We start from the raw sequence: 14,569 nt of genomic DNA, 5'->3' as shown, positions 1-14,569 counted from the left end.
TACAGTACAATATAATCTTTTATTTGTAATTGGGAATGCAATGATACAGATAGTTTTTTGATCTTAGCTGATTTCAACCCGGTGTACAAAACTTTTTTGAAAAAAAAAGAGATTGCCTTGATGACAACCTCTTTCAGTTTATAGAAAATTATATATCAGAAAATTCATTTATGATTCATAATTTTTCGTTTAATTATTTATTTAAAATCATTGCAGCTTCCTTAGCAAAATAAGTAAAGATCATATCTGCTCCTGCTCTTTTGAAGCAAGTAAGACTTTCAATGATTGTTTTATCATTATCCAACCATCCGTTCTGAACAGCCGCTTTCACCATTGCATATTCGCCACTTACGTTATAGACAGCAATAGGAAGATCAATAGCTTCACGTACTTTGGAAACAATGTCCAGATAAGGTAGTCCCGGTTTGATCATAATAACATCTGCCCCTTCTTCAATATCTTTATACACTTCGTTCAATGCTTCTCGGGAGTTGTGAAAATCCATCTGGTACGTTTTTTTGTCCTTTGGAATTTCCATGTCATCCTTTGGTGCGCTATCTAAAGCACTTCTAAAAGGTCCATAGAAAGAACTTGCATATTTTGCAGCATAACTCACAATACCCACATCTGCAAAACCACTTTCTTCTAATGCTTCACGAATCACCAATACTCTGCCGTCCATCATGTCACTAGGTGCCACAAGATCTGCCCCTGCTTCTGCATGAGATACTGACATTCTTGCCAGTGCATCATTGGTAGCATCATTTAAAATTTTTCCGTTTTCAATAATTCCGTCGTGCCCGTATATTGAATAAGGGTCCAGGGCTACATCCGGCATCACAATCATTCCTGGTACTGCATCTTTAATCGCCTTGATTGTATTCTGCATTAACCCATCTTTGTTCCATGCTTCTTTTCCTGTATTGTCTTTCAAGTGTTCAGACACTTTCATGTACAAATTGACAGCTTTTACTCCTAAAGAAAATAATTCCTCACATTCCTTCACTGTTAAATCTATACTTCGCCTAAAAATTCCCGGCATAGACGGGATCCCCTCCTGCTTGTTTTCGCCCTCCATTACGAAGATCGGCATTACAAAATCATCAGTTGTAAGCACATTTTCTCTTACCAAACTTCTGATAGATTCATTAACTCTAAGTCTTCTATTTCTTGAATGTATCATTTTGGAATACTTTTTGAATAAGTTTCTACAAATTTACTACAAGTTCTATAAAAAACTATTGTACAAGATTATAGAATTTGTTATATTTGTTATATATATTCGAGAAATTATAAATTTGATGAAAAAACTTTTACTTTTATTTCTATTTGTAGGCACTTTTGTTGGATTTTCCAACAATTTACAAGCTCAGCTTAGAGAGCCGAGTTCCATCACTCAAAAGGCGGATGATGGTGTATTGCTTGCCTATCCAAATCCTGCAAAGGATTTCCTTATCATTAAGGCAAAAGATTCTTCTTTAAGAATCAAAAGTGTGACTTTTTATTCTATTTTGGGTATGCAGGTCGCTAATTATACCGTTAATATGAATTCCGGTGAAATTAATATTGAAAAATTAAAACCCGGAAAATACATGATTCGTTATATCTTAAGTGACAATACACAAAAAGTTACTCAAATCGTGAAACAATAAATTAAAATCCTGATAATCATCAGGATTTTTTCTTTTACATTAATCTCTTTTAATATTTCCGTAACTTTAGGGACTTTTTTATACTAATTGTAAAAAGAACAATTGAATGCTACAAGCTGAACATATTAAAAAGACCTATAACGCCGGAAAAAAGGTCGCACTGGATGATTTCAGCATCCATGTACCGAAAGGCAGTATTTATGGCCTTTTAGGACCCAACGGAGCCGGAAAAACCTCTTTCATCCGTATTATCAACCAAATTACCCAAGCAGACTCAGGAGATATCTTCATCAATGGAGAAAAACTGAATCCTACCCATATCAAGAACATTGGTTATATGCCTGAAGAAAGAGGGCTGTATAAGAACATGACTGTTGGTGATCAGCTTCTATATTTTGGTGAGCTGAAAGGGATGAGCAAGAATGACGCCCTGAATGAAGCTAAAAAATGGTTTGATAAACTCAACATTGATCAGTGGTGGAAGAAAAAGCTTTCTGAACTGTCTAAAGGGATGGCACAAAAAATCCAGTTTGTGGTAACTGTATTGCACAGACCTCATCTTTTAATACTTGATGAGCCTTTTTCAGGCTTTGACCCTGTAAATGCCAACTTAATTAAGGACCAGATTATAGATCTTAAAAATAATGGAACCACCATCATCCTTTCTACCCATAGAATGGAAAGTGTGGAAGAAATGTGTGATTATGTGGCATTAATCAACAATTCTCAAAAAATTATTGACGGAAGAGTCTTTGATGTTAGAGAAAAATTCAAGAAAAATATTTTCGGGATTACTCTTTCTGGGGTTAATAATGAGCAGCTGGACAGCTTCAAAAACAAATACGATGTCTTCAATTTTTCCAACGAAAATAATCTGGTGTCTTTTGACCTGAAAAATGAGGCTGATCAAAATCATATTCTTCTTGATCTTGTACACGTTGGTAAGGTGAGATCATTTGATGAAAGAATTCCTAGTATGAATGAGGTATTTATTAATGCCGTAAGTAACCATTCTTAATTTTATGAATAATATTTTTTTAATTACAAAGAGGGAGTTTCTTACACAGGTTAAGAAAAAGTCCTTTATCATATTGACTTTATTGGCCCCTGTTATGATTATTGCTTTTGGAGCGGTTATCGGATTAATGTTTAAGGCTAATGAGTCTCACAGTGTTATTGAAGTTGTGGATAAGAGCGGATTGTTTATCAATCAGTTAAAATCTAACGATAAACTGAATTATGTATTCGTTTCTGCGGCTGATGAAAAATCCAAGATCAATAATTTAAAAGGTAATGAATCTCTGGATGGGATTTTAATTTTACCGGAATTAAAAAGTCAGAATTTCGAAGAACTGGAGACGGGCACAAGGCTTGTAGTCAACAGTAAAATGGGATTTGACACTAAGCAGAAAATTGTTTCTGACATTACCAATGTTGTGAAGAAGGAAAAAATTAAGCAACTGGGGATACAGGAAGTACAGCTTAATGATCTTGACAAGGGCTTTAGCTTGAAGACCATAAATGTGGCTGATAATAACAAGGAAGATTCTGATTTAACTTTTGGGGTAAAATCCGGGCTTAGTATGGTATTAATGTATGTTACTTTTATGTTCATCATTATTTATGGAGTAAGGGTTATGCGAAGCGTTCTTGAGGAAAAAAATAACCGTGTTGTAGAGATCATCATCTCTTCGGTAAAACCTTTTGAACTGATGATGGGAAAAATTCTAGGAGTAACATTGGTTGCATTGACCCAATTTCTGATCTGGATTACCATGTCTGTGATTGGTGCATTGGTATTGAATACAGGCTTCTCTCCTCTTCAGCAAAATATTCCTGGTGGAAACGAACAGATAACAAGTAAGCTTGATATGGCCCAACTTGCTACTCAAATTTCTCATAGTTTACTGGAAATGAACTTCCCGTTGATTATTTTTGTATTCATCGTTTTCTTCTTGTTAGGATACATTTTTTATAGCTCTATTTATGCAGCTATAGGCTCTGCGGTAGATAATGAAACAGAGACACAGCAATTCACTTTATTTGCTATTTTACCATTAACTCTTGGAATGTATGGAAGTTTCTCACTTATGAACAATCCTGATGGCCCATTGGGATTCTGGTTATCCATCATACCATTTACATCACCGGTTGCCATGATCGCTAGAATACCATTTGGTGTTCCTGCATGGCAGATTGCACTATCTATTGTATTACTATTGATTACTACAGTTTTTATGATATTCCTGGCCGGAAAGATTTATCGTGTAGGTATATTAATGTATGGCAATAAGGCTACTTTAAAAGAACTTTGGAAGTGGATAAAAGGTTAAGCGCAAAAAACTTAGTTTAAAATACTCAGACTGATATAAAAATAAAACTCCCGGAAATTAAAATTTCCGGGAGTTTTTATATTCTGAATAAATGATTTATTTGAATATGTAGCTTAAAGTAAGTGCAATGACCTGCTCTGATTTTTTCTTAGAAGTACCTCTGGTTTCTTTTGCAAGACCAGGATAGGTATCTGAAAGACCTAAGTCATATTTTACAGCTACTTCCAGCTGTCTTTTATAACTATACCCAACTCCCAGACCTAGTCCCCAGTTAAAGCTTTTGGCTTTTCCGTTTACTCCTGGTGGTTGTGCAGGATCAGTAACATCCGGATCATAGTAAGATCTTCCAATAGGAGTGTTCTTAACATCCTGACTTACCAAAAAATTGAATCTTGGCCCTAATAGACCAAAGAATTCTGATTCTGATTCTGAAAAGTATCCTTTGAAATACAAAGGTACACTTAGATAGTTGTTTGCATATACTGCATCATAACCATCTCTTCCTTTCGCATCCTTATCTTTCCCGGTTTCTCCTGCACCATAGTACAGAACTTCCGGTTGTATAAAGAACTGATTTGCCTTACCTACGGGAATTAAAGCCAAAGCACCACCTTGAAAAGTGTATCTAGGGCCTGAAGGGTTATGGGCATTCGCTACTCTGGAATAGTTTAAACCTCCTGTAAGACCGAATCTTGTATTTTCCCATTGCACCTGGGCAAAAGAAAAAGTAGAAATGGCCAAAGCTGAGGCGAATAAAAGTTTTTTCATATGATGTGAGTTTATATTATCCTAGGATCTTAGCTACAGTAGCACCGATATCAGCAGGAGAATCAACAACGTTGATACCATTCTCTCTCATGATTTCCATTTTTGCCTGAGCTGTATCTTCAGCACCACCTACGATAGCACCTGCGTGTCCCATTGTTCTTCCTTTTGGAGCAGTTTGTCCAGCGATGAATCCTACAACCGGCTTAGTAGATCCGCTTGCTTTGTACCATCTAGCAGCTTCAGCCTCTAGTCCACCACCAATTTCTCCAATCATTACAACAGCTTCAGTTTCAGGATCGTTGATGAATAATTCAAGAGCTTCTCTTGTAGTAGTTCCGATGATTGGGTCACCACCGATACCAATTGCAGTAGAAATACCGTAACCTGCTCTTACTACCTGATCAGCAGCTTCGTAAGTAAGGGTACCTGATTTTGAAACGATACCTACTTTTCCTTTTTTGAAAACGAAACCTGGCATAATACCAATTTTAGCTTCTTCAGAAGTAATGATTCCAGGGCAGTTTGGTCCGATTAATCTGCAGTCTCTGTCAGCAATGTAAGATTTTACTTTTACCATATCAGCTACAGGAATACCTTCAGTAATACATACAATTACTTTAATCCCTGCTTCAGCAGCTTCCATGATAGCGTCTGCTGCAAATGCTGGTGGTACGAAAATAATACTTACGTTTGCTCCTGCTTTTTCAACAGCATCAGCTACTGTATTAAATACCGGCTTTCCTAAGTGCTCGCTACCTCCTTTTCCTGGAGTAACACCACCTACTACATTCGTTCCGTATTCAATCATCTGGCTAGCATGGAAAGTACCTTCGTTCCCTGTAAATCCTTGTACAATTACTTTAGAATCTTTGTTTACTAAAATTGACATTTTATTGTTGTTTTAAATTTTATAATAGTTGTTAATTCTTTAATTTTTTATAAGCTTCGTATTTCTCAACGATTTTCAGCATATATTCTGTTTCATATCCAAAATATTCAGAAGCCTTGAATGACTTTATGAATTCTTCCATTTCCGGAACATCACTCATAAATTTGATCAATTTCTTTTTTGGCAGTCCCGTAAAATAACCTACTCCTATTTCTTGCTTGGTTATCCTATTGAATAAAAAATCGGAAGAGTTCTCACCACCTGTTATAGAATTATATGCTCTATACCAATCTAAATTATCTCCGCTAAATAAAACCTCTCTCAACGCTTTCTTATCTTGAGAATTGTTTATGAAATTTCTTTCTTTTCCTTTATAATCAACCAAAGAAAGTTTCTTTATTGCTGGAGCCTCTATTTTTGTTTTTTCGCCATCCTGCCCTACAACAGTAACCTTTGTATTAAAACTGGTAACGTATAAAAGATCTGGATCAAACATGTTGGAAACAACCTTTATCTTTACCTTGAGAGTATCATTTTCATTAGTAATAATTTTTGCATCAAGAGTTTCCTGCCCAAAGGACGAAGAAAAAACAACAATAAGAATTAATAATAAATACTTTCTCATTTCAATAATGACTCTTTTCGGTTATGGTTTATTAGTTGTAATAATGTTACTATTATTTTTTTTAGATAGCACACAAATTTACTCAAATTTCTTTGAATTTGGATAAAACCTTTCGAATTGTTTATTTGAGATTTCTCAGTTTTACTTCTTTTTTCAGATATGTTTTAAAATCTTCTGCAAACATCCCAATATAAGTTCCTTTTTCCAGGTCTCTGTTCACTCCGGTTTTGCCTAAAATTACAGATCCGCTCTCAATTTTGTTTCCTGAGGCAATACCCACTTGTCCCCATAATGTTACTTCATCTCCTATCACACAACATCCTGCAATTCCAACCTGAGAAGCAATAAGGCATTTTTTTCCAATAATGGTATCATGTCCTATCTGAATTTGATTATCCAAAACAGATCCCTCTCCAATGATCGTAGAGTCTGTAACTCCCCTATCAATGGTACATCCATTACCGATTTCTACATTATTCTCAATCACTACATTTCCTACAGAGATTAAACGGTCAAAATTTCCATTTAATTTTCTATAATAAAAAGCATCACCACCCAAAACTGTATTGGATTGAATAATGACATTATCACCAATAACTGATCTATCCCCAATTACAACATTTGGAAAAATTAAAGTGTTTTTTCCAATTTTGACATTGTTTCCGATAACTGCGGATGAATGAATTTTTGTACCCTCACCTATTTCCACATCGTGAAGTTCTTCTGTGAAGTTATAGATTCTTGTAAAATGAGTATTGATTTTATTAAAGTCTCTGAACGGATCATCAGAAACCAAAAGTGCTTTTCCTTCCGGGCACTCTACTTCTTTATCAATCAAGATAATGGTTGCAGCAGAATTTAATGCCTTGTCATAGTATTTGGGATGATTGACAAATACAATCTCTCCCGGCTTCACCATGTGGATTTCGTTGGAACCTAGTACCTCGAAATCTTCTGGTCCGACAAATTTGGAACCTATTAAATCTGCAATTGTTTTAAGCTTTTGTGGAGAATGAAATCTCATAACAATAGATTTTCTTATAAAACAAAATTCGGAGTGCTAGTGCAAACCGAATTTATGTAAATTTTATTTATTATTTTACTCTTTCTAAGTAGCTACCGTCTTCAGTGCTTACTTTAATTTTGTCTCCCGGTTCAATGAACAAAGGAACCATTACTCTTGCTCCTGTTTCAACGATTGCGTTTTTCAGGGCGTTTGTTGCAGTATTTCCTTTTACTCCCGGATCAGCTTCAATAACATCTAAGTATACTGATTGAGGAAGTTCAGCAGAAAGTGGAGTTTCATCAGCTTCTTTCAGGATGATTGTTACTTCTTCACCTGCTTTCATCAGGTTTGAGTTTTCAATCATTTCTTTATTTAAATATAACTGAGAAAAGTCATCGTTATTCATGAAGTGGAAACCGTTCTCATCATCATAAAGATACTGGAACTTTCTTGTGATTACTTTTACTTCATCAATTTTGTGACCTGCAGAGAATGTATTATCTAATACCTTTCCATTTGTCACAGACTTTAATTTTGTTCTTACGAATGCAGGACCTTTTCCTGGTTTTACGTGAAGAAACTCAATTACTTTAAAAATATCATTGCTATATTCAATGCAAAGACCTTTTCTGATATCGTTACTTGTTGCCATTAATTTATATTATTCTTTTTATTTAGTTTTTATTGGCCGTTCAGCAAATGAGCCAGTGCAAATTTACTTTTAGCCTCGCATATTAGTTACTGTCTTTGCTTGTTCCGTAGCCTTTCACAATACCTCTTGGAGAGTTTTGGATAAACTGTAGGATTTCATCTCTTTCAGCAGTAGGCAACATTTCTTTTTCAATGTAAGTCAATGCCTGAGAAACATTCATTTTCATCTGGAAAATAGCTCTGTAGATTTTTTGAATTTCAAATATCTTTTCATTGGAGTAGCCTCTTCTTCTTAAACCAACAGAGTTGATTCCTGCATAGGATATTGGGTCTCTCGCTACCTTTACATAGGGAGGAATATCTTTTCTGATTAGTGATCCTCCTGAGATCATGGTGTGTTTTCCGATCTTACCAAACTGTTGTACTGCAGATAAACCACCCATTACGGTAAAGTCTCCGATTTCTACGTGTCCTGCAATACCGCATCCATTAGCAATAATCACATTATCTCCTATAATACAGTCATGAGCAACATGGGAAGTAGCCATAATAAGGCAGTGGCTTCCTACTTTTGTATATCCTAAGGCTTTTGTTCCTCTGTTTATGGTTACACATTCTCTCAGAGTTGTATTATCTCCAATAATGGTTTGTGTATCTTCACCATCGAACTTTAAGTCCTGAGGAATGGCAGAAATTACAGTACCCGGAAAAATTTTACAATCTTTCCCAATTCTTGCTCCATCCATGATGGTAACATTTGGACCAATCCATGTTCCTTCTCCAATTTCTACGTCCCCAGCAATTGTAGTAAAAGGCTCTACAATTACATTTTTGCTGATTTTTGCGCGTTTATCTACGGCTGCTAATTGATGAATCATTTAATCAACTTTATTTTTTGCAACTTGAGCCATAAGCTCTGCTTCTACTGCCACTGTGTCTCCTACATATCCGTACCCCTGCATGTGAACGATGCCTCTTCTGATTGGCTCAATCAATTCAATTTTGAAAATAAGAGTATCTCCCGGAATTACTTTTCTCTTGAACTTTACTTTATCAATTTTAATAAAGTAAGTAGAATAGTTTTCAGGATCCGGAACACTTGCCAAAACTAGGATACCTCCTGTTTGGGCTAAAGCTTCAACCTGAAGAACTCCAGGCATTACAGGCTCCTTCGGGAAATGTCCCACGAAGAAAGGTTCATTCATTGTTACATTTTTCAGACCTACTACATGAGAGTCTGAAAGTTCAAGAATCTTATCGATTAATAAGAACGGAGGTCTGTGAGGCATAAGCTTCATAATTCCGTTGATATCAAATACCGGCTCTTTAGTTAAATCAAAGTCCGGAACGTTTTTCTTTTTCTGCAATTTCCACTGACGGTTTAATTTCTTCGCAAATTGAGTATTCACAAAGTGTCCTGGTTTGTTGGCAATAACCTTGCCTTTTATTTTCACTCCTGCCAATGCTAAATCACCAATTACATCCAGTAATTTGTGTCTTGCAGCTTCGTTAGGATAGTTTAGGTTAAGGTTATCAAGAATACCGTTTGGTCTGATGGAAACATTGTCCTTACCAAAGGCTTTCTTTAATTTTTCTGTAGTTTCCGGAGTAAGATCCTTATCTACATAAACGATCGCATTGGAGATATCTCCTCCCTTGATCAATCCGTGGTCTAAAAGCATTTCCAACTCATGTAAGAAGCTGAATGTTCTTGCTGAAGAGATTTCGTCTTTAAACTCGGAAATATTTTTAAGGGTAGCATTTTGAGTTCCTAAAACTTTAGTTCCAAAATCTACCATTGTGGTTACTTCATAAGTATCTGAAGGAATGATGGTGATCTCTGAACCCGTAGCCGGATCGCTGTAAGTAAGAACTTCCTTTACTACAAGGTATTCTCTGGCAACGTTTTGATCTACGACTCCTACACTTTCAATAGCTTCTACAAAATATTTTGAAGATCCATCAAGGATAGGTGGCTCTGAAGCATCCATTTCCAACACTGCGTTGTCTATGTCACAACCTACCAATGCCGCCAAAAGGTGCTCACAGGTAGTAATTTTTACGCCTAGCTTTTCTAATGTTGTACCTCTTTCTGTTGCTACTACATAATTAACATCAGCTTCAACCTGAGGATGTCCCTCCAAATCGGTTCTTACAAATACAAATCCCGTGTTTTCCTTTGCGGGTTTGATGGTAAGTTTTACTTCTTTACCAGTATGAAGGCCTATTCCAGAAAGAGTTACCTCTTCCTGAAGCGTTTTTTGCATATCACTCATTAGGATTATCTTTTGAGTTATTCTCAAGATTATTTATTCTGTTGACTATTTCAGGGAAATTTCTGAAGTGAACGTAGCTTCTCAAATAGTCATTGTAGCTGATTGCTGGTGAACCATACAACGTTTCTCTATCATTAACACTGGAGTTCACGCCACTCTGAGCCTGAATTTTCACCTGGTTTCCGATTTTGATGTGTCCCACTACTCCTACCTGACCTCCAATTTGATTCCAATCACCAATTGTAGTAGAACCTGCTATTCCTGCTTGCGCTGCAATTACATTATTCTGACCAATTTTCACATTGTGAGCAATCTGAATCAGGTTATCAATTTTTGTTCCTTTCCCAATGATGGTAGAGCCTATTGTTGCCCTGTCGATGCTACAGTTTGAACCAATTTCAACATCATCTTCAATGATGACATTTCCAAGCTGTGGAATTTTTTTAAACCCTTCAGCAGTCGGTTGAAATCCGAAACCATCACCTCCTACTACCGTATTGGAGTGGATCACACAATTATCCCCGATAATACAGTAATCGTAAATTCTGGCACCACTGTCTATTTTACAGTTTTTACCAATTTTCACTCCTTTCCCTATATATACATGTGGATAGATCTGTGAACCCTCTCCGATCTTCGCTTTTTCAGAAACATATGTAAATGCTCCTATATAAGCTCTATCACCTATTACGGCTGTATCATGGATGGATGAGCCATCTTCAATACCTTCTTTTCTTCCTCTCATTTCCTGATATAAATTCATCAGAACCTGAAAAGATAGATAGGCATCTTTTACAACAATTAAGGTAGGGGTATAACTATTTTCATTCAGAAGTTTTTCTGAAACGATGATAACAGAGCACTTTGAGGTATCCAAAAAATGAGAAAATCTATCTTGTGCTATAAAAGAAAGATGTCCTGATTCTCCATTTTCAATTGGAGAAACCCCTGTAATAAGTGCAGTCTCGTCACCTATTATTTTTCCGTCAATAAAACTTGCAATTTGCGAAGCTGTAAATTCCATATTCTGCAAAGATAAGAAATTCTATAATTTGCAAACATTTTTTGGTTTCAGATCGTAAATTTTAATATTATTTAAGAATCTAGTTAGAGATATCTCTCGGAAACATAAGGATATAGCGTGTTGTTTTGTTTACCATTAATCCTGATAAAAGCTGATCTTCAGACTCATGAAGTTTCATTCTTCTGCCATTTTTCTGCAATAAATAGATAGGTTGCTTTTCCGTATCATAGGGCAAAAGCTTTCTTTTAATCTCGTGAACCAATTCTTTCCCGTTATTGATCCCAAAAAAATCATTGGTATTTTTTACTTTTTCATTAATGATCTCCTCATTAAAAGGATGTGATGAAATAATGGTTTTAGGAAGATTTCTCTGAATGACACTTTTGCACCAATAAGACAGCACAAAATCATCAGAATTCTGCCACTCTTTCATGGCCTGGATAATGTCATTATCATCCAATTGGGTAAATCTTTCTACATCTTCATTCGTTGCAGAACTCTTACCACGGTACAAAAAGTATTTCAGATTATCTGTTGCAGGAAGCTCTACTCCCTGAGAGATCAGATGTTTTGCTCTTTCAAGGATTTTCACCAACAGAAACTCTGCAAGGGCCGACGTCTTATGATAATACACCTGCCAGTACATAAACATTCTGGCCGTTAAAAAGTTTTCAATAGAATATATCCCTTTTGCATCGATAACCAGTTCTCCTTCTTCGCACACATTCATCATGGAAATAATTCGTTGGGTATTAATATTTCCCTCCGATACTCCTGTAAAAAAGCTATCTCTATTCAGATAATCCAACCTGTCCACATCCAATTGAGAAGAGATAAGCTGATTGAAGAATTTCCGGTGGTATTTCCCCTGAAACATTTCAATGGCCATGGAAAGCTGTCCTCCAAATTCTTCGTTGATCTTATTCATCAATAACAGCGAAAGATTTTCGTGGTGCCAGTCATCCATCAGCATACTTTCCAATGCATGAGAAAAAGGACCGTGCCCTATATCGTGCATTAAAATTGCCAACATTGCTCCTTTTTCTTCTTCTTCAGAGATTTTAACGCCTTTCTGCCTTAATGTTTCCAGTGCCGTAAACATCAAATGCATAGCTCCCAAGGCATGATGAAACCTCGTATGTGTTGCTCCGGGGAAAATAAGGTTCAAAAGTCCTGTTTGTCCTATTCTTCTCAGTCTCTGGAAGTAAGGATGTTCAATAATATCAAATAAAATTTCGTGTGGAATTTTGATAAATCCGTGAACAGGATCGTTGATAATTTTTAGCTTATTCTGCATTGAATCGTCAATATTAGTAAACAAAGTTAGGGATTTTAAATTTTAGGAATGATTAAATTAGTATTAACAGCTAAGAGAAAAAGATTAGAAAGATGAAAATGAAAGCTGGAGGTTATTATTAGCTGTCTATATAAAATTGGAATAAACTTAATCCAGCCCATTTTTACAATGCATTATTCTAAATGTAACATTTATTGTATCCCAAAACAGGTTTCTTTCCACACCGGCTTCTTTCTCCTGTCAAATATTCTTCAAGAACCATTGCATCTGTTATTTTTTAAATTTATCTTTGAGAAAACCCAATACTTTTTGATGAGAAAATATTTTTTTTTCATTTTATTATTTTTAAGTCTACATTGTTCTGCACAGATTTTATCTGAAAATCAAAAACTGGAATCCCTCTGCAAAGTTTGGGGGTTTTTAAAGTATTATCACCCACATGTAGCCAAAGGAAATAGTAATTGGGATGATCAGCTTCTCAAAAAAATCAATGAGATTAAAAACGTTCATGATAAAGCCGCGCTCAACAATTTATATGCCACCTGGCTTAATAGTCTGGGAAAAGTAGATGAGTGTAAAGAATGCTTACAAGCAGAGAACAAGACCTACTTTTTGAAAAATTTTGATCTTAGCTGGATAGACAACACCAGTATATTTACCGAGAGTACAGCTCAAAAGCTTCGTTATATTGAACAGAATCGCAATATTGGAAATAATCATTACATAGGAAAAGGAGGAAGAAAAATATATTTCAAAAACGAAGAATCCTATGGATCAAAATTCACTTCCAGCTCCATTTGCTTGTTGGAATTATTCAGATACTGGAATTATGTAGAATATTTCTTTCCTTATAAATATGAAACCGATCAAAACTGGAATGATGTACTGAGAGAAATGATTCCAAAATTCCTTACGGTTCAAGATGACAAAGATTATCACTTGGCTTTAGCAGAACTGGTGGCAAAAATTGATGACTCACACGCCTTTCTCTTTTCAACACTCATAAGCCTTAACCAATATGGAAACAGAAAACTTCCTGTAGAATATTCTTATGCAGAAGGAAAATTAGTCATTACAAAGATCAATGCCAACCGGTTTCATGAGAAAACCCCTTTCTATGTGGGCGATATTATCTATGACATTAATGGTAAAACCATCCCACAAATGGTCAACACTTATGGAAAATATATTTCCGCCTCCAATTCCTGGGGAAAAGTAAATAAAGTGAAAAGCAAACTTCTTTTCAATAATAAGGACTCTATTTCCGTTAAACTGGAAAGAGACGGACAGAATATGGAAGTTGCAGCCAAAACCTATTTTATTAAAGACATTATCGGTAAGAAGGCTTCGGCTCCTCAAAAATGGAAGTTTCTGGATCAGGAAAAGAGAATTGGATATGTTAATATGGAAGTGATCACGAAGGAAGATCTGAATGAAATGTACAGAAACCTAAGGTCTACAAGCTCCATTATTTTTGATCTCAGAAATTATCCTAAGCTTACAATTCTACCATTAAGTGAGCTTTTGCTTCCCCAGACAACCACCTATTATCAGTTCAATTTTCAGGAAACCATGTATCCAGGCAAATTTTATAGCCGAAAAAATAACATCGGAAGAAAAAATCCTGACTACTATAAAGGAAATGTAATAGTTTTGGTAGACGAAAATACACAAAGCCAGGCTGAAACTACTACCATGATGTTTAAGCAGCATCCCAAAGCAAAGATTATCGGAAGTAATACTTCGGGGGCCAACGGAGATATTATCAGATTTAAGATTGCAGACCTGGATACGTGTTTCACAGGTCTTGGTGCTTATTATCCGGATGGCAGAGAAACACAAAGAATTGGGATTATTCCCGACCTCATTGTAAAGCCTACGGTGAATGGAATCAGGAATGGAAAAGATGAAATACTGGAAAGGGCTTTGATGTATATAAAAAACAATGAATAAGAGAGGATCCGCAGAAAATATCCTCATAGATTTTCATTTAACTAATATTTAACTTTTAAAGTTTCGATTTTGTGAGATTTTAAAAGGATTTGGTC

14 protein-coding genes are annotated in these 14,569 nt (G+C 35.7%); 4 read left to right on the top strand and 10 right to left on the bottom strand.

What is annotated here, in order from left to right; genetic code table 11:
• Positions 1-193: 193 nt before the first annotated feature.
• Positions 194-1,183 carry a porphobilinogen synthase gene (gene hemB / locus C7D53_RS03170; RefSeq protein ID WP_106914934.1) on the bottom strand — a complete coding sequence of 330 codons (990 nt, stop codon included), beginning with the start codon at positions 1,181-1,183 and terminating at the stop codon, positions 194-196.
• A 118-nt stretch (positions 1,184-1,301) separates the two neighbouring features.
• On the opposite strand from hemB, the gene C7D53_RS03165 reads away from it, so the two are divergent.
• The 3 genes from C7D53_RS03165 to C7D53_RS03155 all read left to right on the top strand — a co-directional run bounded on the left by C7D53_RS03165 (position 1,302) and on the right by C7D53_RS03155 (position 3,985).
• The gene (locus C7D53_RS03165) at positions 1,302-1,652 is read left to right on the top strand and encodes a T9SS type A sorting domain-containing protein (RefSeq protein WP_106914933.1); all 351 of its coding nucleotides are present in this window, start codon (positions 1,302-1,304) and stop codon (positions 1,650-1,652) included.
• A gap of 106 nt (positions 1,653-1,758) precedes the next feature.
• A complete protein-coding gene (locus tag C7D53_RS03160) occupies positions 1,759-2,670 on the top strand; it encodes an ABC transporter ATP-binding protein (RefSeq protein WP_106914932.1) in 912 nt (303 codons plus the stop codon).
• A 4-nt stretch (positions 2,671-2,674) separates the two neighbouring features.
• Positions 2,675-3,985 carry an ABC transporter permease gene (locus C7D53_RS03155; RefSeq protein ID WP_106914931.1) on the top strand — a complete coding sequence of 437 codons (1,311 nt, stop codon included), beginning with the start codon at positions 2,675-2,677 and terminating at the stop codon, positions 3,983-3,985.
• A 96-nt stretch (positions 3,986-4,081) separates the two neighbouring features.
• On the opposite strand, the gene C7D53_RS03150 is transcribed toward C7D53_RS03155, so the two are convergent.
• The 9 genes from C7D53_RS03150 to C7D53_RS03110 all read right to left on the bottom strand — a co-directional run bounded on the left by C7D53_RS03150 (position 4,082) and on the right by C7D53_RS03110 (position 12,521).
• Complete coding sequence (locus C7D53_RS03150; protein WP_106914930.1) at positions 4,082-4,753, bottom strand: porin family protein; 672 nt, start codon at positions 4,751-4,753, stop codon at positions 4,082-4,084.
• A gap of 16 nt (positions 4,754-4,769) precedes the next feature.
• Entirely contained in the window at positions 4,770-5,642 is an 873-nt protein-coding gene (sucD, locus tag C7D53_RS03145) for a succinate--CoA ligase subunit alpha (RefSeq protein WP_047488432.1), read from the bottom strand.
• Positions 5,643-5,673: 31 nt separating this feature from the next.
• Positions 5,674-6,267 (bottom strand): hypothetical protein, encoded by a 594-nt coding sequence (locus C7D53_RS03140; RefSeq protein ID WP_106914929.1) that lies wholly within the window; start codon positions 6,265-6,267, stop codon positions 5,674-5,676.
• A 121-nt stretch (positions 6,268-6,388) separates the two neighbouring features.
• Positions 6,389-7,291, bottom strand: coding sequence for a UDP-3-O-(3-hydroxymyristoyl)glucosamine N-acyltransferase (locus C7D53_RS03135; RefSeq protein WP_106914928.1), 903 nt, complete (start codon positions 7,289-7,291; stop codon positions 6,389-6,391).
• Positions 7,292-7,361: 70 nt separating this feature from the next.
• The gene (gene efp / locus C7D53_RS03130) at positions 7,362-7,925 is read right to left on the bottom strand and encodes an elongation factor P (protein WP_076352561.1); all 564 of its coding nucleotides are present in this window, start codon (positions 7,923-7,925) and stop codon (positions 7,362-7,364) included.
• 82 nt (positions 7,926-8,007) lie between these two features.
• Positions 8,008-8,802: an acyl-ACP--UDP-N-acetylglucosamine O-acyltransferase gene (gene lpxA / locus C7D53_RS03125; RefSeq protein ID WP_106914927.1), complete on the bottom strand. Its 795-nt coding sequence runs from the start codon at positions 8,800-8,802 to the stop codon at positions 8,008-8,010.
• Positions 8,803-10,200, bottom strand: a complete 1,398-nt coding sequence (locus C7D53_RS03120) for a bifunctional UDP-3-O-[3-hydroxymyristoyl] N-acetylglucosamine deacetylase/3-hydroxyacyl-ACP dehydratase (RefSeq protein WP_106914926.1) — start codon at positions 10,198-10,200, stop codon at positions 8,803-8,805.
• Positions 10,193-11,224, bottom strand: a complete 1,032-nt coding sequence (gene lpxD, locus C7D53_RS03115; protein WP_106914925.1) for a UDP-3-O-(3-hydroxymyristoyl)glucosamine N-acyltransferase — start codon at positions 11,222-11,224, stop codon at positions 10,193-10,195. Before lpxD ends, C7D53_RS03120 begins: the two co-directional genes overlap by 8 nt.
• A 79-nt stretch (positions 11,225-11,303) precedes the next feature.
• Entirely contained in the window at positions 11,304-12,521 is a 1,218-nt protein-coding gene (locus C7D53_RS03110; RefSeq protein WP_106914924.1) for an HD domain-containing protein, read from the bottom strand.
• A 312-nt stretch (positions 12,522-12,833) separates the two neighbouring features.
• Between C7D53_RS03110 and C7D53_RS03105 the strand changes: the two genes are divergently transcribed.
• Positions 12,834-14,474: a S41 family peptidase gene (locus C7D53_RS03105; RefSeq protein WP_162926062.1), complete on the top strand. Its 1,641-nt coding sequence runs from the start codon at positions 12,834-12,836 to the stop codon at positions 14,472-14,474.
• Positions 14,475-14,569: the final 95 nt, after the last annotated feature.

The sequence above is a fragment of the Chryseobacterium aurantiacum genome (assembly GCF_003020585.1).
Lineage (GTDB): Bacteria > Bacteroidota > Bacteroidia > Flavobacteriales > Weeksellaceae > Chryseobacterium > Chryseobacterium aurantiacum.
Note: the sequence above shows the minus strand (reverse complement) of the source record. Positions and strands in the feature narration are given on the sequence as shown.

What these genes read in the sequence shown, in the direction of transcription:
- C7D53_RS03120 (WP_106914926.1), bottom strand. Translation starts at nt 10,200, where the DNA reads ATGAGTGATATGCAAAAAACGCTTCAGGAAGAGGTAACTCTTTCTGGA.
- C7D53_RS03165 (WP_106914933.1), top strand. Translation starts at nt 1,302, where the DNA reads ATGAAAAAACTTTTACTTTTATTTCTATTTGTAGGCACTTTTGTTGGA.
- C7D53_RS03140 (WP_106914929.1), bottom strand. Translation starts at nt 6,267, where the DNA reads ATGAGAAAGTATTTATTATTAATTCTTATTGTTGTTTTTTCTTCGTCC.
- C7D53_RS03135 (WP_106914928.1), bottom strand. Translation starts at nt 7,291, where the DNA reads ATGAGATTTCATTCTCCACAAAAGCTTAAAACAATTGCAGATTTAATA.
- C7D53_RS03110 (WP_106914924.1), bottom strand. Translation starts at nt 12,521, where the DNA reads ATGCAGAATAAGCTAAAAATTATCAACGATCCTGTTCACGGATTTATC.
- C7D53_RS03160 (WP_106914932.1), top strand. Translation starts at nt 1,759, where the DNA reads ATGCTACAAGCTGAACATATTAAAAAGACCTATAACGCCGGAAAAAAG.
- C7D53_RS03105 (WP_162926062.1), top strand. Translation starts at nt 12,834, where the DNA reads ATGAGAAAATATTTTTTTTTCATTTTATTATTTTTAAGTCTACATTGT.
- efp (WP_076352561.1), bottom strand. Translation starts at nt 7,925, where the DNA reads ATGGCAACAAGTAACGATATCAGAAAAGGTCTTTGCATTGAATATAGC.
- lpxA (WP_106914927.1), bottom strand. Translation starts at nt 8,802, where the DNA reads ATGATTCATCAATTAGCAGCCGTAGATAAACGCGCAAAAATCAGCAAA.
- sucD (WP_047488432.1), bottom strand. Translation starts at nt 5,642, where the DNA reads ATGTCAATTTTAGTAAACAAAGATTCTAAAGTAATTGTACAAGGATTT.
- C7D53_RS03150 (WP_106914930.1), bottom strand. Translation starts at nt 4,753, where the DNA reads ATGAAAAAACTTTTATTCGCCTCAGCTTTGGCCATTTCTACTTTTTCT.
- hemB (WP_106914934.1), bottom strand. Translation starts at nt 1,183, where the DNA reads ATGATACATTCAAGAAATAGAAGACTTAGAGTTAATGAATCTATCAGA.
- C7D53_RS03155 (WP_106914931.1), top strand. Translation starts at nt 2,675, where the DNA reads ATGAATAATATTTTTTTAATTACAAAGAGGGAGTTTCTTACACAGGTT.
- lpxD (WP_106914925.1), bottom strand. Translation starts at nt 11,224, where the DNA reads ATGGAATTTACAGCTTCGCAAATTGCAAGTTTTATTGACGGAAAAATA.